The sequence below is a fragment of the Acinetobacter sp. BMW17 genome (assembly GCF_001592855.1).
Taxonomy (GTDB): domain Bacteria; phylum Pseudomonadota; class Gammaproteobacteria; order Pseudomonadales; family Moraxellaceae; genus Acinetobacter; species Acinetobacter johnsonii.
Map to the genome: position 1 here is coordinate 138,240 of NZ_LSOD01000040.1, position 17,399 is coordinate 155,638.

At 41.3% G+C, this 17,399-nt stretch carries 22 protein-coding genes; 14 read left to right on the forward strand and 8 right to left on the reverse strand.

All coding sequences use genetic code 11. The features are described from left to right. The first annotated feature begins 3 nt into the window (after positions 1-3). On the forward strand, positions 4-282 hold the full coding sequence (locus tag AXW61_RS13085; RefSeq protein ID WP_062034645.1) for a hypothetical protein: 279 nt from the start codon (positions 4-6) through the stop codon (positions 280-282). Positions 283-767: 485 nt separating this feature from the next. Here the strand turns inward: AXW61_RS13085 and AXW61_RS13095 are convergent, their stop codons facing one another. Continuing rightward, on the reverse strand, positions 768-1,010 hold the full coding sequence (locus AXW61_RS13095) for a hypothetical protein (RefSeq protein WP_062034647.1): 243 nt from the start codon (positions 1,008-1,010) through the stop codon (positions 768-770). A gap of 278 nt (positions 1,011-1,288) precedes the next feature. On the opposite strand from AXW61_RS13095, the gene AXW61_RS13100 reads away from it, so the two are divergent. From AXW61_RS13100 to AXW61_RS13135, 8 genes are all read left to right on the forward strand, one after another. After that, on the forward strand, positions 1,289-1,648 hold the full coding sequence (locus AXW61_RS13100; RefSeq protein ID WP_240487469.1) for a hypothetical protein: 360 nt from the start codon (positions 1,289-1,291) through the stop codon (positions 1,646-1,648). Further along, positions 1,648-1,953, forward strand: coding sequence for a hypothetical protein (locus AXW61_RS13105; RefSeq protein WP_062034649.1), 306 nt, complete (start codon positions 1,648-1,650; stop codon positions 1,951-1,953). The genes AXW61_RS13100 and AXW61_RS13105 overlap by 1 nt, the downstream gene beginning before the upstream one ends. 12 nt (positions 1,954-1,965) lie before the next feature. Beyond that, positions 1,966-3,093 carry an ATP-binding protein gene (locus AXW61_RS13110; protein WP_062034650.1) on the forward strand — a complete coding sequence of 376 codons (1,128 nt, stop codon included), beginning with the start codon at positions 1,966-1,968 and terminating at the stop codon, positions 3,091-3,093. After that, positions 3,090-3,767, forward strand: a complete 678-nt coding sequence (locus AXW61_RS13115; protein WP_062034651.1) for a DNA polymerase III subunit epsilon — start codon at positions 3,090-3,092, stop codon at positions 3,765-3,767. The genes AXW61_RS13110 and AXW61_RS13115 overlap by 4 nt, the downstream gene beginning before the upstream one ends. 111 nt (positions 3,768-3,878) lie before the next feature. Continuing rightward, positions 3,879-4,205, forward strand: coding sequence for a hypothetical protein (locus AXW61_RS13120; protein ID WP_062034652.1), 327 nt, complete (start codon positions 3,879-3,881; stop codon positions 4,203-4,205). Next, positions 4,205-4,843, forward strand: a complete 639-nt coding sequence (locus tag AXW61_RS17840) for a hypothetical protein (RefSeq protein ID WP_240487470.1) — start codon at positions 4,205-4,207, stop codon at positions 4,841-4,843. Before AXW61_RS13120 ends, AXW61_RS17840 begins: the two co-directional genes overlap by 1 nt. Beyond that, complete coding sequence (locus tag AXW61_RS13130) at positions 4,836-5,045, forward strand: hypothetical protein (RefSeq protein WP_062034653.1); 210 nt, start codon at positions 4,836-4,838, stop codon at positions 5,043-5,045. The genes AXW61_RS17840 and AXW61_RS13130 overlap by 8 nt, the downstream gene beginning before the upstream one ends. Further along, positions 5,042-5,293 (forward strand): hypothetical protein, encoded by a 252-nt coding sequence (locus tag AXW61_RS13135; protein WP_004693796.1) that lies wholly within the window; start codon positions 5,042-5,044, stop codon positions 5,291-5,293. Before AXW61_RS13130 ends, AXW61_RS13135 begins: the two co-directional genes overlap by 4 nt. Here the strand turns inward: AXW61_RS13135 and AXW61_RS13140 are convergent. From AXW61_RS13140 to AXW61_RS13150, 3 genes are all read right to left on the reverse strand, one after another. Then, positions 5,282-6,505: a site-specific integrase gene (locus AXW61_RS13140; protein WP_062034654.1), complete on the reverse strand. Its 1,224-nt coding sequence runs from the start codon at positions 6,503-6,505 to the stop codon at positions 5,282-5,284. The two genes, AXW61_RS13135 and AXW61_RS13140, sit on opposite strands and share 12 nt — an antisense overlap. Before the next feature lie 423 nt (positions 6,506-6,928). Then, on the reverse strand, positions 6,929-7,405 hold the full coding sequence (locus AXW61_RS13145; RefSeq protein ID WP_010326440.1) for a thioesterase family protein: 477 nt from the start codon (positions 7,403-7,405) through the stop codon (positions 6,929-6,931). 112 nt (positions 7,406-7,517) lie between these two features. Continuing rightward, complete coding sequence (locus AXW61_RS13150; RefSeq protein ID WP_062034655.1) at positions 7,518-8,897, reverse strand: Do family serine endopeptidase; 1,380 nt, start codon at positions 8,895-8,897, stop codon at positions 7,518-7,520. 229 nt (positions 8,898-9,126) lie between these two features. On the opposite strand from AXW61_RS13150, the gene nadB reads away from it, so the two are divergent. Further along, on the forward strand, positions 9,127-10,761 hold the full coding sequence (gene nadB, locus AXW61_RS13155) for an L-aspartate oxidase (RefSeq protein ID WP_081408307.1): 1,635 nt from the start codon (positions 9,127-9,129) through the stop codon (positions 10,759-10,761). 47 nt (positions 10,762-10,808) lie between these two features. Here the strand turns inward: nadB and AXW61_RS13160 are convergent, their stop codons facing one another. The 4 genes from AXW61_RS13160 to pabC form a co-directional block, all read right to left on the reverse strand. Then, positions 10,809-11,225, reverse strand: a complete 417-nt coding sequence (locus AXW61_RS13160) for a PaaI family thioesterase (RefSeq protein ID WP_062034657.1) — start codon at positions 11,223-11,225, stop codon at positions 10,809-10,811. Between the two features lie 87 nt (positions 11,226-11,312). Continuing rightward, on the reverse strand, positions 11,313-11,912 hold the full coding sequence (gene tmk, locus AXW61_RS13165) for a dTMP kinase (protein WP_062034658.1): 600 nt from the start codon (positions 11,910-11,912) through the stop codon (positions 11,313-11,315). Continuing rightward, on the reverse strand, positions 11,913-12,968 hold the full coding sequence (mltG, locus tag AXW61_RS13170) for an endolytic transglycosylase MltG (RefSeq protein ID WP_062034659.1): 1,056 nt from the start codon (positions 12,966-12,968) through the stop codon (positions 11,913-11,915). Between the two features lies 1 nt (position 12,969). Continuing rightward, positions 12,970-13,782: an aminodeoxychorismate lyase gene (pabC, locus tag AXW61_RS13175; protein WP_062034660.1), complete on the reverse strand. Its 813-nt coding sequence runs from the start codon at positions 13,780-13,782 to the stop codon at positions 12,970-12,972. A gap of 165 nt (positions 13,783-13,947) precedes the next feature. On the opposite strand from pabC, the gene AXW61_RS13180 reads away from it, so the two are divergent. The 4 genes from AXW61_RS13180 (at position 13,948) to cysW (ending at position 17,398) form a co-directional block, all read left to right on the forward strand. Beyond that, positions 13,948-14,958, forward strand: coding sequence for a sulfate ABC transporter substrate-binding protein (locus tag AXW61_RS13180; RefSeq protein WP_062034661.1), 1,011 nt, complete (start codon positions 13,948-13,950; stop codon positions 14,956-14,958). A 37-nt stretch (positions 14,959-14,995) separates the two neighbouring features. Then, positions 14,996-15,601: an alpha/beta hydrolase gene (locus tag AXW61_RS13185; RefSeq protein WP_062034662.1), complete on the forward strand. Its 606-nt coding sequence runs from the start codon at positions 14,996-14,998 to the stop codon at positions 15,599-15,601. An 85-nt stretch (positions 15,602-15,686) separates the two neighbouring features. After that, positions 15,687-16,520, forward strand: a complete 834-nt coding sequence (cysT, locus tag AXW61_RS13190; RefSeq protein ID WP_062034663.1) for a sulfate ABC transporter permease subunit CysT — start codon at positions 15,687-15,689, stop codon at positions 16,518-16,520. Further along, positions 16,517-17,398, forward strand: coding sequence for a sulfate ABC transporter permease subunit CysW (gene cysW, locus AXW61_RS13195; protein ID WP_062034664.1), 882 nt, complete (start codon positions 16,517-16,519; stop codon positions 17,396-17,398). The genes cysT and cysW overlap by 4 nt, the downstream gene beginning before the upstream one ends. The last annotated feature ends 1 nt before the right edge of the window (position 17,399 follow it).

Genomic DNA, 17,399 nt, shown 5'->3' on the forward strand with positions numbered 1-17,399 from the left:
AGTATGGCTTTTAATTCATATTTAATTGGTTATGATCTTAATAAAAGTGGGCAAGATTACTCTCTACTTATTGAGAAAATAAAAGAAATTGCCAATGGATATTGGCATCACCTAGACTCTACTTGGATTATAAAACATCCAGGTACAGCAACAGATATTCGGGATGTACTTGCTCCATTTATAGATTCAAATGATGAGCTCCTCGTTGTTAAATTAGCCAGAGAAGCTGCATGGAAGGGATTCAACGCACGTGGTTCTGAATGGATTAAGACTAACCTTTAGGTAGGCAACAGCAATTAATACCTTTGAAGTAATCTTCTTGGTCTTTAATAGCTTTATCAATTCACTCCTGATTTACGTCTACGTAAACATCTTCTAAAAGAGTGACACAGCTTTGATATAATTTAAGCTGTGTGCCGGCTGGAATAATTCCACTTTCTATTTTTCAACATTTTTAATCATAACAAACTGCATTTAACCTACCCCAGCGGTGGGTTTTCTTTTTAAAAATCCATATTTCCCCTGATATTATGAAGTTGAGGCTCTGCACCAACATTGTTCTCAATCATTCATAAATATCGGAGAAAATATGAAACCTGAAATTATAGAAGCCCTAGCGTTAGAGCTTACTAAATCAAAACTTGCCAATAAGGACACTACTGCATCTGACTGGGTTAAAACCTATGAAGCTTCACTCTCCGAAGTTAAGGGTGAGTGCGACAAAAGTAGAACCCGATTAAAGCCAGCTACAGCTGGGCGACTCTCGTCTAGTAACTAGCCTTAGCAATTACAAGACAACCATTCTTTTGCGAGAAATCCAGAAGAATGGTGTTTAACTCTTCTACAAATTCAATAGGACATTCAATTGTCGCTGTAACTATACAATCCTTATAAATAAGTGCCTGTGCTGCATCTGTCTGCACCCTCGCATCTTCTGGCTTCACACCATTCAATATTAGTTTTTCAATAAATTGCTTACGCCATTCAAATATTTCATCCGAAAGACTCATTTTCATCACCTTTTTGATGTTGGGTTTTCTTTTGTCTATTAAAACATAAAAATTCTTACAACTATAATTTTATATAACTTTAGATATATTTTATTTGCTTTTCTATTGACTATAAAAATAACTATAGTTATATTTATCCCACAGACATTAAAAAAGCACTCAAGACTTCGAACCCTTTGAGTGCTTTTACAGAAACTGCGAGATCAATTATGAACAAAACCTTATCCCCTTTCAATAGCATCAAGATATCTCTTGGTGTAGCTGCTGTAACAATAGGCGTGCTTAGCTGTGGGTTTAAGAGCTCACCGCAAGCTGCTCAACCTATCGTTGCCAACGTAGCACCTTCTGAATATCAACTCCTTGCATTACGTATGACTGGTGGTAACCACGGCGAAGCTGTTATTCGTTTGGATGGTTTCCGCGTTACTGCACGTTTTGAAGTTGAAGCATTTGAAGACAGCTACGGCGTACCAGGTAGTGAATTCACTGCAGTAGACGTAACCAGCCTTGATGAAGTGACCGTTTCAGATGCCCTGGGCAATCCATACAACGACTTCACAAACCACATCGACCATCAGAACTTCAATGCTCTTATTAAGGGTTATATCGAAAAACATCGTTTAGTGGAGGCAGGCTAATGACTACTTCTACTCAAAAGTTTTCTGAGTTCATCAGCCAAGATGAAGAAGGCAACATCCGTATGCGTCTCGGCCATTCAACCTACTTTGAAAAAGGCCGCCATATCTATGTGGTCAATAAGGATGGTACCGAACAGTTAATCACGCTTGAGGTTCATGCAGCCAAACCTTGGATCCGTGAAAACTTTGAACGTGAACGAGCTTTCCAACAAAGAAAAACTATGGCTATTCGCCTTCAAAAGTCACTTACACGTTCTTATCCAAAATCATTTAAACGAGCTAAAGGCTCACTGTTCTGGGCATAAGGGGAAATACTCATGGCTATACCTATTATTCCAGCAGACCAAGCATTAAACGTAAGTGCGATTATTACTTACATTTATGCAGATCCGGGGCTTGGTAAAACGTCTTTAGGATTCACCGCAGATAAAGCCATTTCATTTGACTTTGACCGTGGTGCACACCGTACTGGTGAACTTCGTCGCGGAGCTGTTGTTCCAGTTCAGCAGTGGTCAGATATTGAAAACATTACTGAACAAGACTTAGCACCTTTCAATACGGTTGTTATTGATACCGTGGGCGCAATGCTTGAATCCATCAAGACACATTTGCTCAAAACTGCGAATAACCGTCAGCAAGATGGTGCACTCAAGTTAAAAGCCCAAGGCTTAGCAAACATGAAATTTAAGCAGTACATCAATACGCTTTTAAGCTTTGGTAAGGATGTCGTCTTTATTGCCCATGCCTCAGAAGACCAAAGCGGTGATCAAATCATCTACCGTCCTGAGCTTGGTGGTAAGAACCGAAATGAACTTTACCGTATTGCAGACATCATGGGTTATTTGACCACTGTAACTACTGGTGAAGGTAAAAATGCGAGAGTCATTAACTTCAAGCCATCCCCAACACACCATGCGAAAAATTCAGGTGCTTTAGGTGGTGAGACTGGTGAGGTTTGGGTACCTGATCTTAAGTTACACCCTACTTTTCTTGCAGACTTAATTGCAGATGCGAAGGCTCATATCAACACGCTTACCCCTGCTCAAATTGCATTAAATAAAGCACTTGAGGATTTGGATAACTGGAAACAAAGCTGCGAAGAAGCAGTTTATGCAAGCGACTTAAATCACCTGACCGAGACCCTAAAGCTAGACAAAGAACACACTTATTATCAAAACATGCGTCAAGCGATGCTTGCTCGAGCGAAAGTACTCGGCTGCACATTCGATATACCGCGCGATACATGGATAGAACCTCCTGAATTTAATGGGATCTCAGAAGCTCTACGGGATGAATTACAGGAATTTATAGACCAGTGTGGATTAGATGTGAAAACAGCTTGTGAGCACTTGGGTATAGATTCTCTTATGGAAATTGATTCAACCCAAATCCAGAAAGTTATGAAAGAACTTGAACAGTTGGCTAAATCAGGAATCAGTCAATGAGCGTATTAATCCTAGACACGGAAACACACGACCTAAATGGTTACCCAATTGAAATTGCTTATGCACCTTGCTCTTTTGAGCAAGGGATGTTGGTGGTTAATCAAGAGCAAGTTTTTGATGAGTACTTTTCGTGCCCTGAGCCTATCGCTTTGGGTGCTTTAGCAACGCACCACATTCTTGAAACTGATATTGCTGAAAAGCCAAGCTTTGACACATTCAAAATGCCTCAAGGTGTTCAATACCTGATTGGCCACAATATTGATTATGACATTAAGGCTGTTCAGAAATGCCAGCCAGACTTCACGGTCAAAGGAATTTGCACATTGGCTTTATGTCGCATGGTATGGCCTGACTTGCCACACACATTAGGCGCTATGTACTACCACGTTATGGATGATTTGGAGCTTGCACGAAAACACCTTCGACATGCCCACAACGCTAAAGCAGACATCTATTTCACTGGTGTAATTCTAAAAACATTAGTAGAGCAGCTGGGCATTAAAGACATGAACTCTCTGTACATCATGTCAGAAACTGCCCGTATACCGAAGTACATAACTTTTGGAAAGCATAAAGGTACTGCCATCCAAGACATTGATCCAAGTTATGTGTCTTGGTTGCTACGTCAAGATGACTTAGATCCTTACCTACGTAAAGCAATTGAGGTGGCGTGATGGAAATTCGCAATACGTGAAAACGAAATTAAATAAAGGTTTAGAGCAATTATTTGCGCAATTTAAACAATTAATCAGGATTTTGCGCAGATGTTTGCTCAGGAGAGTGTGATGGGAATTCAAGAAGTGCGAACGCACCACATCCCTGCTTCAAATGGTGTTGATCAAATTGATGTGTTTATTACTTGGTATGGCAATCAGGCATTCCAAGTAACTATTCGCTGCTGGGATTGCGCTTGGACTGGTTACCGTGGCAGTTGTGGCCATGATGCAATCGAAGATTATTTTATTGATTGCTGGTATGAGCGTGAAATTCAAGAACACTTAGTTCAAGTCTTCACAGCCAATTCAAGACATACAACTCAACGTGAAGAAAAATGGCTTTTCAAAATCATTCGGAATGTTTGTCAACATTTCAAAAGTTTAAAGGTGGCGTGATGGATATTCAAAAAGAGTTTACGGATTTTGCTGTAAATAGTGGCTGGTGTGTTGATGGTGAGTCAACTCAAAACGGATTCCTTTTTTATAACGCTCAGACAAATGATCGTTGGATCGGTTGGCAAGCAGCCCAAATCCCAGTCGCACCTGAAAGTTTTGAACAGGCATACAGCGAAATATTTTCCCCTATCGTCAAACGACCATATCCTCGTTTAGAAAATGGCGATTACAAGTACATCGAAATCGATCAAGGTTGGAAATTATGGCAAGCAGCTACAGCCCAAGCTGCTCCTGAACAAACTCTTACATCCGATTGCATGATCAATAAATTGTGGTTTATGAAAGGAACACCTGTAGCCAATCTGATCAAGCATGCTGAGGAAGTCTATAAGGCTGAGGTAATTGCCCAAAACTCAAAAATTAAATTCGGCACAGATGACAACGAAGTTTGGTGGGCACACGACGTTCCATACTATGGTGAAGTTCAAATGAACTGGATCAAAGAGGATCAGGAGTGGGACATTTTCTTTAATGAGTGCTGGCAAGGACCTTTCGATTCAAAACAAGAATGCATTAAGCATTTAGAAGAATGCATTGCTGAACAACGAGCTGAAGCACAGGAGCCAGCCAATGACTAACCTCCAACACATCGCCCAAGAACTTGCCGAAGAATTTGCACCACTTGTTATAGGTCAATCAGGCACAACCAAAACATTCACGGCGGAGCAAGCCTCTGCCCTTTATCACATCCTTGTAAGTTTTGGATATAAGGATGAATGCAAGGGCTTGGACACCAAATTACCCTTTGAGTTAATTGATATTAAGAAGGAGGTATTATGAATAAGTTTGAAGGAATGACTATTAAAGAGGCGCTTTGTTCACGCCCAGTACTAAAAACTCCTGACTTAGAGGAAATATTTGGTAGGTCATCACGAACTCTAAACCGTTGGCAGAATGGCGAGCTTTATGAAAACCCAATGCCTAAGCCGTTTTCTGAATGCAGAGGCGCAGGAAATAACTATGATTCAGGCAAACTACTGGGTTGGTATGAATCGTGGCCACTACAAAAAAAAGCGCTAGTTATCTAGCGCTTCATTCTTCCAAATTGATTCCAGTCTATCCATCCACTTCTCGTAGGCTTCTTTCTGCTCAGATAGATAATCATGCTTATCGTATGTACCCCATATCTTTGGAAGAGCATGCCCCAACATGATCTCACATACGTGAGGCTGTGCAATCGTTGACATATTGGTACGCATAGTTCTGCGAAGATCATGTACAGACCAGTGCTCCAGATCAACACCTTTATGCCTCTTAAGCCATTGGAAAATGTTGTTTGGCATTGTGAGATGGGATGTCTCACCTAGCGGCCTTGAAGTCCCATCAATTGTAAACAAGTACTCAGAACCTTGGCTGAATTCCATTGCTTCAAGCAAGTAAGGTTTAATGTTTTCCGTAATTGGTCTTAAAATCGGCTTTTTACTTTTCTTCCCTGTTTTGTGATTTTCAGGAGGAACAGTCCATATCATCTCTTTTAAATCAAAATGAGATTTTTTAGCAAGCTTAAGCTCACCCACGCGGCAGCCGTAGATAATCAAGAGTGTGAGAAACAGCTTATTTTTATAAGTCATCTTGGTTCGCTTTAGGGCATACCAAGTTAAATAGATTTCCTTGTCACTCAGCGCTCGTTCTTTTACACCTTTTTCAATACGCAGGTCATGCTTGGCTGAAACATTCATTAGGTGATTGGCTGAGATTAAGCCGCGCTTCTGCCCCCACTTGAGGCACTGATTTGCATTAATCAAAAGACGAGCAGAAATTGAAGGTGATTTCTTTGCTACATCCTCCAGTAATGAAAGCCACTGATATGCGCTTATATCATCACTATTCTGTTTGCCAATATTTGGAAGCACGTATATCTCAAAAGAGCGCTTTATCTCATTATGACTAGATTTATTGGGTACACAGAATTTCTCATACCATTCATAAAACAAAGTCTCTAGTGTGTATGCATCTCTAATGCTCACCTTCTCTTTCAATCTTACCTGTTTGGGATCAAGCCCTTTTTCAAGTTCTGCTCTAAGACGATCTGATTCTACGCGTGCATTTTTCAATGTTAAATTTGGATATGAGCCAAGATCTAGTCGATGCTGCTTGCCGTTATACCTGTAGCGTAGCTGAAAGACGATTTTACCTTTCGGAGTAATACGAACACTCATAGCATCGCGATCGGCGAACTCTTCTATTTTTTCTCTGTCTTTACCAAGTTGAGCTTTTAGCCAAGCCTCTGAAATCGCCATATATCACCATGTACACACTAGATCCGCCAAACTTGTGCCATATTGCTAAATATGTACACGGTTGTGTACATATTTAGGTTGGCTCGTAGTTTCTATTAGTGTTTCATTGTGTCTTATAGTGACGCATAAAAAAAGCCTAATTAAAGGCTTTTATTGTGTTTCATGGCTTAATGCGTCTAGTTGTGTCTTATAGCTTCTTAATGTCAGTCATAAATGTGAGCAATAATACTGAAATTACGGATATTTTTAATATCAACAGATTTTTTAGCTTGCGCCATGGGCTACCTTGAACAAAATGAAGCGTTATGCAGACAAATTTCGATGCACAACAAAAGCCGAATAGAAATTGCGAAGGATTATAACAGATGGTTTTTTTAAAGTATCCATATTAATACGCTTCCTTTTCACAACTCTGACGCTTTTTTACGTGTTTTCGCTTTTCACTGGGCTTTTTGAATAATCCATTGAAAAATCTAGGGCATTCACATCTTTTGCAAGCGGTTGGTAAGCTTGAGTAAAACTGGGTGACATACGTTTCGCACGTCCTGTTTCAATCTCTACGCAAGCCCACTTGGTTTGAGCAACAAATAAAATGCTATTGTCTTTGGGTCTATAAAACACATATTGGCGTGATGAATATAATGCGTTTATATCGTCAAACCATGTGCGTAAGATTATTTCATCCTCTTTAAATGCAGCTTTTCGGTACTGCACATGATGCTCAACCGCGACCATGGCATGTTTTAACTCGATATATTCTTTTAAGCCTAAACCCAATGCATCAATATGTGCTGTTGCGACATCCTGCATCCAATGCATATAAACCACATTATTCACATGGCCTAACTGGTCGATATGTTCTGCTTGTACCTGAAGTCTTAAGTCAAAAATACTACTCATAAACACTCTATTTAATCTAAATATCCTTATGAAGATGGCAGTGTACGCAAATAACAGACATCATCAAATTGCAAAAAATAAAAAACCACTCCGAAGAGTGGCTTTTTTTCGCTTATTGGATGCGCATCCCTAAAATGGCCGGTGTGCCTTGTCGGATGATTCCAACGCGGGCAACCTGACCTTTTTTCAACTCAGATGCCGCTTGGACAAAATCATTCGTGTCTTTTACGACTTTATTATTAATGTGAGTGACCACATCACCAGCCGCCATGCCTGACTGTGCTGCTGCGCCACCACGTTTCACTTCTTGAATTAACACACCACCTTTCACATTGAGCTGTGACAATTCAGCAGGTGCTAAATTTCGGATAGCAATACCTAACACAGGCCCTTTACTTTGTGTGACTGTATCTGATTTTGGAGGTGTATCATCAGGTGCTGTGGTTAATGTTGCCGATATATTACGCTTTTTATCATCACGCAGTACTTCAAGCTGTACCGTTTGATTTGGCATAGTACGATTTAAATAGTTCAATAACTCAGAGGTCCGTGAAATCGGCGTTCCATTGAATTTTAAAATAATATCGCCTGCTTTTAGCCCAGCTTTCTGTGCAGGTGAATTTGGCTGAACATTGGTAATCAATGAACCTTCAGGTTTTGGCAAATTATAAGACTCTGCCAAATTGCGGTCTAGATCTTGTAGATTGAAGCCTAAATAAGAGCGCGTAACTTTACCTGTTTTCTTAAGTTGGTCAGCAATATCCATTGCGACATCAATTGGAATCGAGAAAGACAGCCCCATATAGCCACCCGTACCACTGAAGATACGCGAGTTCACCCCAACCACTTCACCCTGCTGATTGAATAGCGGGCCACCTGAATTTCCTGGGTTGAGAGCCACATCGGTTTGAATAAAGGGTACTGATGTCTCCCCCATCATATTACGCATTTTCGCACTCACGATTCCCGCTGAAGCCGAGTAATCGAAACCAAACGGTGAACCGATCGCAAGCACAGGTTCGCCTACACGTAGTTGATCAACATTGCCTGCACGGAGTGATGGAAAATTTGTACCATTTACTTTAAGCAAGGCCACATCAGTTCGTTCATCACTCCCCACCACGGTCGCATCCAGTTCACGACGGTCATTAAACATAATCGTGACTTTAGATGCATCTTCTACGACGTGGTGGTTTGTCAGTAAATACCCATCTTTACTAATAAAAAATGCGCTGCCATAAGCCGTTTTTTCTTGCGGCACTTGCTGCTGCGGAATAATGACTTGATTACCAAAAAAACGCTTCAAAATCTCAGGTATTTGCTGCTGCAGTAACTCTTCTTGAGTCATCTTTTTAACCACATTTACACTAACTACAGCAGGGCTGACTTGCTCAACTAAGTTTGAGAAATCAACAGGTGCTGCTTGTGTTTGCACCGCAACCATTGTGCATGCAACAGCAAAAAAACCAGTTTGTATCGAGCGACTTTTCATATCAAGTATTGACCTATATGTTTGTTATCAATTTATGTATTAGCGTTTTTAGCATAATCTTTGTCTATCTTGGGTAATAATATGTTCTATTATGTTTGTATAAACAAGAGCTTAAAATTTGCTTAAAAAATACGTTCTTTATTTATATTTTCCATCAATTGTAGAGATTTTACCCTTGCCTTTTCGTGAAAAAAGCGCTGTCATTAGCGAACTTTTTCCAAATTAGCTGATGGACATGTCTAATTTAAACACAACACATCATTTTGATGTGATTATTGTGGGAAGTGGCGGTGCAGGCCTGAGCTTAGCCTTATCGTTGCCTCAACATTTCAATATTGCTGTTCTTGCAAAATCAAATCTGACCGATGCCAGTACCTTCTATGCGCAAGGTGGCGTTGCCGCTGTTTTAGATGAAACGGATTCCATCGAACAGCACATTGATGACACAATGATTGCTGGCGCTCACTTGTGTGAGACCGAAGCGGTAAAGCAAACCGTTGAAGGCGGTAAACCTTCTGTTGATTTTCTACTAAAACACGGCGTGCAGTTTACCCTTGATGATCAAGAACAATTGCATCTAACACGTGAAGGTGGACATTCTCAACGCCGTATTATTCATGCCGCAGATGCTACAGGTCGTGCCATTTCAACCACCTTAGTTGAACGTGCGATTGAAAAAGACAACATCACCATTTTTGAAAATTACATCGCTATCGATTTAATTACCTCTCAAAAACTGGGCTTAGAAGAACAAAATCGTGCATTAGGACTCTATGCACTCGATGAAAAGACTGAAAAGGTACATACCTTTTTAGCGCCCTTCACCGCGCTGGCGTGTGGCGGTGCCATGAAAGCCTATCTGTATACCTCAAACCCAGACATTGCAACAGGCGATGGTATTGCCATGGCGTTTCGTGCGGGTTGCCGCGTGGCCAATATGGAATTTAACCAATTTCACCCAACCTGTTTATACCACCCACAAGCGCGCTCTTTCCTCATTACTGAAGCAATGCGTGGTGAAGGTGCTTATTTACGTTTACCCGATGGCGAACGCTTTATGTTGCGCTTTGATGAACGTGCAGAACTTGCTCCACGTGACATTGTAGCGCGAGCGATTGACTATGAAATTAAACGTTTAGGTATTCGTCACGTTTGGCTCGACATTAGCCATAAGCCCGAAAGTTTTATTAAAGAACATTTCCCAACCTTGTACGCACGCTTACTCGAACTCGGCATCGACATTACCAAGGAAATGATTCCTGTTGTTCCTGCTGCGCACTATACCTGTGGCGGTGTGGTGGTTGATGAACATAGTCAAACTGACATTGCAGGTCTCTATGCGATTGGGGAAACCTCATACACAGGTTTGCATGGCGCCAACCGTATGGCCAGTAACTCACTGTTAGAGTGTTTTGTGTATGGCATGAGTGCAGCAGTGCACATCGAAAAAAGTTTTGATACAAATTACCAATCCCCAACTGCTCCGTCTTGGGATGACTCACAAGTGACCAATCCAGATGAAGATGTCGTGATTTTGCAAAACTGGGATGAACTACGTCAAACCATGTGGAACTACGTCGGTATTGTACGTACCACGAAACGTCTTGAACGTGCGCTACACCGCATTGAAATGTTGAAGCGGGAAATTACCGAGTATTATCAAGATTACCAAGTCAGCAAAAATCTGATTGAACTACGTAATTTAGTTTTAGTCTCCGAAATGATCGTGCGCTGTGCCATGGAACGTAAAGAATCACGCGGCCTACATTACACTTTAGACTATCCTGAACTATCGAATGAACTGCGTAAAACCGTACTCACCCCTTTCAATTTTAAAGTTGAAACCCCTTTAGTGAATAACTAATTTAAAAAAAGCCTGATTCGTCAGGCTTTTTTTATTCAATCATTATTTTAAGATTTGGGTGGAATAGAATAAGTTCCCACCACATGTGCAATGGGTTCATCCTTACCAACTGAATACAACCACACATCCCCAACCACCAATGCTTTGCCAACTTTCATTAACTTACATTCACCGCGGATATTTGTAGAAGCTGCGGGTTTACTTAGAAAATTAACCGATAAATTGGTGGTCACGGTTAAACCGACCAGCCCAATCTCCCCTAAAATAGCGATATACAATGCATAGTCTGCAAGGGTCATCATGGTTGGGCCTGAAACCGTTCCACCTGGTCTCAAATCGCGCTCATCGACCTGATACACAACTGTTGCTGCGCGCTTAGTGACAGATTCGATACGACATTTTTCTAAACTTTGCGGAAATTCCTTTTCTAAAAAAGCCACAATCTCAGTTAAGTTACTTTTCATTTTTCCTTCAACATACAGTCCTTTGTCACTGACTATAAAAGAAAAATGCATTTCACTACAGTCTGAAATAACATTTCAGGCTTATTTTTAGTTTAAATATTGCAACGCTTGTGCAAAAACCTGCTCTGGTGACTGCGTTGCATCCAAACGTTTTACTCGCTCAGGATATTGTTCCCATAACTGCTGATAACCTGCTCTAACTTTTTCAAAGAAAGTGACTTTTTCTTGTTCAAAACGATCCAAAGCCCCCCGTTCCCGCGCACGAGACATGCCTGTCTCAATCGGGGCATCGAGCCAAAATGTAATATTTGGCATATGGCTGACAAAGTTCTCATTCAGCAGTTGCAGCTTCGACTGGCTCAAACCACGTCCTGCACATTGATAAGCAAAGCTGGCATCGGTAAAACGGTCACACAATACGGTTTTATATTCCGTTAAAGCAGGCACGATCACTTGTTGTAAATGCTGTGCGCGAGCCGCGTACATCAGTAGCAGTTCAGTATCATTCGACATCGACTCTTCATGATTGACTGACAATAATAGCGAGCGAATTTGCTCAGCCATCGGTGTACCACCTGGCTCACGCGTTAAAACAACATTCCGACCTTGTTGCTCTAGATGCTCATAAATTTTGCGAATCAGTGTGGTTTTACCGACACCTTCTGTGCCCTCAAAACTAATAAACATCTATTCATCCTTCTTGGTTTTTAAAACGCTGAGATATTCTTTTACAGCTTGGTTGTGCTGCTCTAAAGTCTCACTAAATGTGTGTCCACCATTGCCCGTTGCAACAAAGTAGATGTTTTTGCTGTTGTCTGGATGCATGGTGGCTTCAATGACTTTTTTACTTGGTAAAGCAATTGGCGTAGGGGGTAAGCCATTGATGGTATAAGTATTATAGGCTGTTGGGGTACGCAAGTCTTGGCGGGTAATGTTGCCTGTGTATTTATCGCCCATGCCATAGATCACCGTTGGGTCCGTTTGCAAACGCATGCCGAGTTGAAGACGACGCGCAAACACACCCGAAACTTGCTCCAGTTCACGGTCAACATTGGTTTCTTTTTCAATGATAGAGGCCATGATCAAGGCTTCATATTTGTCTTTATATGGTAAATTTGCCGCACGGTTTGTCCACGCTTCATCTAAAGCTTTCATTTGGCGTTTGTATAAATCCGTTAAGATTTTTTTGTCTGACTCCCCTTTGGCGAAGAAGTAAGTATCGGGGGCAAAAAGTCCTTCAGCATGCGTATACGGAATATCTAATGCTTTTAAAAGCTGATCCATGGGTAAATTGGAGACTTCCTTTTTAACCAATGCATCATTTTTCAACGCCTCGATCAGCTGTTTAAAGGTCGTCCCCTCAATCACCAATATACGATTCATCTCGGCATTATCGACATTGGAAATCATATCCAAAACTTGGCGAATACTCATGCCTTCACGCACTTCATAAACGCCGGCTTTCAAGGTGTCATGAATAAATATTTTTTGATAAAGCTTTAAAATAATGGGAAAACTAGCCATGTCTTCTTTGGCTAAGCGGTCAATAAAACCGGAATAGGTATCGCCAGAGTTAATTGCTAATAACTGTTTTTTACCCTCAATAGGATAGGACTTAAATAAACTCGACCACAATACAATCATCAATAAAACAATGATGCTCACAGCAATCAATAACAACCCTTTCATTTTTCGTTGGGGTGGTTGCGTTTTCTTTTTCGATTTGGTTTTGGCTGCGGACATACTACTGCATCTGATTAAGTTGAAGACGATGGAACAAATCTATACACGGCTGAACATCTAAATGCTGATGATTCAAACTTTTGGCTATTTTCATAGGACTCAAGGCATTGCAGAAAAATAAACTTTGAAAGCGTGGAATCTCTTCCATATCAATCATTCTCAGCTCACAGCTAATCCCTTGTTGCTGCATCCGTGCCAATATTTCGGCACGCATGACACCATGTACGCCATTATAACGAAGTTCAGGACTAATCCATCGATCATTTAGCAGAATGAAACAATTACTGCTCACACCTTCAACGACAGAACCTTGCACATCTGTGACCAAAGCTTCCAACCAACCGTGTTGTTCTGCTTCATGCTTGAGTAAGACTTGCTCTAAACGGTTTAAGCTTTTCACACCCACCATTTGCGGCATATTCAGCCCAATCGCATGTTGCAGTACCCCTGAACCAATTTCACTGTATGTGAAAGCCTCTGGTGCTTGCGGATAGAAAAAAACCCAAACGTCAGCAGGATGTGCTGGCAAACTATAACCGCGCTGCCCTTCACCCCGACTAATAATAATTTTCAGCGTTCCGTTTAAGTGTGCATAGGTTTGTTTTAATTGTACGATGCTGCGCTGAATAAAGGCTAAATCTGCTGACAACAACAGTCTTTCACAGGCCAATTTCAAGCGTGCTATGTGTAGAGGCTCTAGTTCGATCACACCGTCACGGATACGCGCTGTACTAAAACAACCATCTCCATAGTGAAATGCACGATCTAATAATTCTATTTGTTTGATTTCTTGTGCATTTTTATAGCAATGCATGCCAATCTACCCTAAAACAATTTTCTGCTTTAGTTTAATGAATTCTAAGCAGAACTCTTTTTCTTTTTTATTCATATAAAATTCATTTTTTATTATTTTTTTAGCAATAAGACTCGCAGTATTCTTGCCTCATGTTTAGAAACATTTAAAAAATTGAGGTCTCACATGAGCGTATCGAAGTTAAAAATTGGGGTATTGGCAGCACTGGTTTCAGTCACTTCTTTTGGTGTTGCAGCAAAAGATTTTCTGAACGTGTCTTATGATCCAACACGTGAACTCTATGAAGACGTCAACAAACAGTTTGGCGCTTATTGGAAGCAACGCACTGGACAAGAGATCAACTTCAAACAGTCTCACGGCGGCTCGGGTAAACAAGCCCGTTCAGTCATTGATGGTTTAGGTGCGGATGTGGTGACACTTGCACTTGCAGCAGATATCGATGTGATTGCTGAAAAAGCAAAACTTTTACCGACCAACTGGCAAAAGAAACTACCTAATAACTCGACACCATATACTTCAACTATCGTGTTCCTCGTCCGTAAAGGTAACCCACAAGGCATCAAAGACTGGGGCGACCTCGTGAAGCCGGGTGTTGGCATTATTACACCAAATCCAAAAACATCAGGTGGTGCACGCTGGAACTACTTAGCAGCTTGGGCTTGGGCAAAGCATCAACCTGCAGGTAACGATGCAAAAGCACAAGAATTCGTGCGTAAAATTTATAAAAATACTAAAGTGCTGGATTCAGGTGCACGTGGTGCAACCACAACCTTTGCTGAACGCGGTATCGGTGATGTTCTCTTAGCATGGGAAAACGAAGCACATTTAGCAATTCGTGAACAACCAGGTAAGTTTGAAATCGTGACGCCTTCGCTGTCTATTTTGGCGGAACCACCTGTTGCCATCGTGGAAAAGAATGCGGAAAAAGACGGCAATCTGAATTTGGCTAAAGCGTATCTCAACTATTTGTATTCACCTGCTGGACAGGAAATTGCGGCAAAAAACTTCTATCGCCCACGTAATGCAAGCGTCTTGAAAAAATATGCAACCACATTCAAACCGTTGAAGTTAGTGACCATTGATAAAGAATTTGGCGGTTGGACCAAGGTACAAAAGCAGCACTTTGAAAATGGTGGTGTATTTGACCAAATTGTGAAAGCCAATACGACGAAATAAAACCGAGTCCAGTAAATAGCTATAAGGGAGCACCGACATGATTCATACTGTAATTGTACCGGGCGTGGGTGGGAGTGAACATGACCACTGGCAATCGTGGTTACAACGTCAGCTCAAATCATGCTCTCGTGTACAGCAGCAGGATTGGAATAAACCCGTACTCCATGAGTGGATTGAACAATTTGTCAAAACAGTTCAATCCATTCAGGAACCGATTCAAATTGTGGCGCATAGCTTTGGTTGTTTAACGACAGTCGCTGCTTTAGCACAGCATCCTGAACTAAATCAAAAAATCAAAAATTTAGTTCTGGTTGCGCCAGCTAACCCTGCTCGCTTTGGTGATGCTGGTTTTGCTCGTGATAGCCAAAATGACTATCAACAATATTTCCACCAACTCAAGCTACAAGTTCCTACCCAAATGATCATCAGTGAAAATGATCCTTGGCTCAATTTTCAAGATGCGCTGCAACTGGCAAAAGCATGGAAAATTAAGCCTAAGAACTTGGGGCAAGTCGGGCATATCAATGTTGCGTCAGGTTTTGGGCCATTCCCTGAAATTTATGATTTTTTGATTTCAGAAAATGTGCTAAAAAACATTAGTTTTTACAATGAAAGCAAGTATTTATTTAAATTTGCAATTTAAACACTGTAAATGATACTTGTGCCGAAATTCAGTTTTATTTGAGCTGACTCTTTTTAGGTCAGCTTTCTCTCTTTGAGGAGTAATCATGTCGCAGCGATCCCGAGTGCTGCCAGGATTTGGTCTTTCTCTAGGCTTTACCCTAGCATATTTGTCATTAATCGTTCTCATTCCGTTGTCTGCTGTTTTTATTAAATCTTTAGGCATTGGTTGGGATGGTTTATGGGAAATTTTAAGTTCAGAACGTATTTTAAAATCTTTGCAGCTCAGTTTTAGTACAGCCCTGATCGCCGCGTTTATTAATGTGGTTTTTGGTCTACTTCTAGCATGGTGTTTAGTTCGTTACCGTTTTCCGGGTAAACGCATTGTAGATGCCTTGGTCGACTTGCCGTTTGCCTTACCCACGGCGGTTGCAGGTATTGCACTCACCTCGCTTTATGCGCCTACAGGTTGGATCGGTCAGTATCTTGAGCCTTTAGGGATTCAAGTGGCCTATACCCCAATTGGTATTACCTTAGCACTGATTTTTATTGGTATTCCTTTTGTAGTGCGGACTGTGCAACCTGTCCTGAGTGACTTGGAAACAGAGTTAGAAGAAGCAGCAGCAGCATTAGGTGCCAACCGTCTACAGATTGTGACCAAAGTGATTTTGCCGATTTTATTTCCAGCACTCATTACTGGTTTTGCACTTGCCTTTGCACGTGGCGTCGGTGAATACGGTTCAGTGATCTTTATTGCTGGGAACCAACCGTTTAAAACAGAAATTGCACCACTCATGATTATTTCGCGCTTAGAAGAATATGACTATGCAGGTGCAACCACGATTGCAGTCGTCATGTTGGTGCTGTCTTTTGCCATTTTATTCCTGATTAACTTGTTACAAGCATGGGCAAGCCGTCGTACAGGGAGAACAGCACGATGAATATCAACAGTAATGCGCTTGCTGAAAAGCTACAATCGCGTGATGCAACACGTGAACCAACTTGGGTTCGCTACACCCTAATTACTATTGCCCTACTGTTCTTTTTGAGCTGTTTGATCTTACCGCTGATTTTGGTGTTCGTTGAGGCCTTTAAACAAGGGGTCGGTGTCTATGCACAAGCCTTGGTTCATCCAGACACGATATCCGCAGTCAAACTCACTTTATTAACCGCGGTGATTGCAGTCCCTCTGAATGTCGTATTTGGTGTTGCAGCAGCTTGGTGTGTAGCCAAATTTAACTTTCGTGGTAAATCCATCTTAACCACGATTATTGATATGCCATTTTCAGTATCCCCTGTTATCGCGGGCTTAATGTTGGTACTGATTTTTGGTACGCAAGGTTGGTTCGGTAGTTGGCTCATGGATAATGACATCAAAATTCTGTATGCCGTTCCTGCCATTGTATTAGCAACAATCTTTATCACCGTTCCTTTTGTTGCACGTGAACTTATTCCTCTCATGGAAGCCCAAGGAACTGAAGAAGAAGAAGCTGCGATTGTACTCGGTGCATCAGGCTGGCAAACCTTCTGGAAAGTAACCCTACCCAATATCAAATGGGGTTTAATTTACGGAGTCATTCTGTGTAATGCACGTGCCATGGGTGAGTTTGGTGCAGTATCGGTCGTTTCAGGCCATATTCGTGGTGAAACCAATACATTACCTCTGCATGTTGAGATTCTCTATAACGAATATACCTTCAGTGCGGCTTTTGCTGTGTCTTCACTCTTGGCGCTTTTAGCGATTGTGACCCTTGTGTTAAAAACATGGGTTGAGATTCGCCAAGAAAAGCAAAACAAACATAATGATTCAACAGTTTAAA

Excerpts from the sequence above, each read along its gene's own strand:
- AXW61_RS13085 (WP_062034645.1), top strand. The coding sequence starts at position 4 with ATGGCTTTTAATTCATATTTAATTGGTTATGATCTTAATAAAAGTGGG.
- tmk (WP_062034658.1), bottom strand. The coding sequence starts at position 11,912 with ATGTTTATTAGTTTTGAGGGCACAGAAGGTGTCGGTAAAACCACACTG.
- pabC (WP_062034660.1), bottom strand. The coding sequence starts at position 13,782 with ATGCATTGCTATAAAAATGCACAAGAAATCAAACAAATAGAATTATTA.
- AXW61_RS13110 (WP_062034650.1), top strand. The coding sequence starts at position 1,966 with ATGGCTATACCTATTATTCCAGCAGACCAAGCATTAAACGTAAGTGCG.
- AXW61_RS13130 (WP_062034653.1), top strand. The coding sequence starts at position 4,836 with ATGACTAACCTCCAACACATCGCCCAAGAACTTGCCGAAGAATTTGCA.
- AXW61_RS13160 (WP_062034657.1), bottom strand. The coding sequence starts at position 11,225 with ATGAAAAGTAACTTAACTGAGATTGTGGCTTTTTTAGAAAAGGAATTT.
- AXW61_RS13180 (WP_062034661.1), top strand. The coding sequence starts at position 13,948 with ATGAGCGTATCGAAGTTAAAAATTGGGGTATTGGCAGCACTGGTTTCA.
- nadB (WP_081408307.1), top strand. The coding sequence starts at position 9,127 with ATGGACATGTCTAATTTAAACACAACACATCATTTTGATGTGATTATT.
- mltG (WP_062034659.1), bottom strand. The coding sequence starts at position 12,968 with ATGTCCGCAGCCAAAACCAAATCGAAAAAGAAAACGCAACCACCCCAA.
- AXW61_RS13105 (WP_062034649.1), top strand. The coding sequence starts at position 1,648 with ATGACTACTTCTACTCAAAAGTTTTCTGAGTTCATCAGCCAAGATGAA.
- AXW61_RS13120 (WP_062034652.1), top strand. The coding sequence starts at position 3,879 with ATGGGAATTCAAGAAGTGCGAACGCACCACATCCCTGCTTCAAATGGT.
- AXW61_RS17840 (WP_240487470.1), top strand. The coding sequence starts at position 4,205 with ATGGATATTCAAAAAGAGTTTACGGATTTTGCTGTAAATAGTGGCTGG.
- AXW61_RS13115 (WP_062034651.1), top strand. The coding sequence starts at position 3,090 with ATGAGCGTATTAATCCTAGACACGGAAACACACGACCTAAATGGTTAC.
- cysT (WP_062034663.1), top strand. The coding sequence starts at position 15,687 with ATGTCGCAGCGATCCCGAGTGCTGCCAGGATTTGGTCTTTCTCTAGGC.
- AXW61_RS13185 (WP_062034662.1), top strand. The coding sequence starts at position 14,996 with ATGATTCATACTGTAATTGTACCGGGCGTGGGTGGGAGTGAACATGAC.
- AXW61_RS13145 (WP_010326440.1), bottom strand. The coding sequence starts at position 7,405 with ATGAGTAGTATTTTTGACTTAAGACTTCAGGTACAAGCAGAACATATC.
- AXW61_RS13150 (WP_062034655.1), bottom strand. The coding sequence starts at position 8,897 with ATGAAAAGTCGCTCGATACAAACTGGTTTTTTTGCTGTTGCATGCACA.
- cysW (WP_062034664.1), top strand. The coding sequence starts at position 16,517 with ATGAATATCAACAGTAATGCGCTTGCTGAAAAGCTACAATCGCGTGAT.
- AXW61_RS13140 (WP_062034654.1), bottom strand. The coding sequence starts at position 6,505 with ATGGCGATTTCAGAGGCTTGGCTAAAAGCTCAACTTGGTAAAGACAGA.
- AXW61_RS13095 (WP_062034647.1), bottom strand. The coding sequence starts at position 1,010 with ATGAGTCTTTCGGATGAAATATTTGAATGGCGTAAGCAATTTATTGAA.
- AXW61_RS13135 (WP_004693796.1), top strand. The coding sequence starts at position 5,042 with ATGAATAAGTTTGAAGGAATGACTATTAAAGAGGCGCTTTGTTCACGC.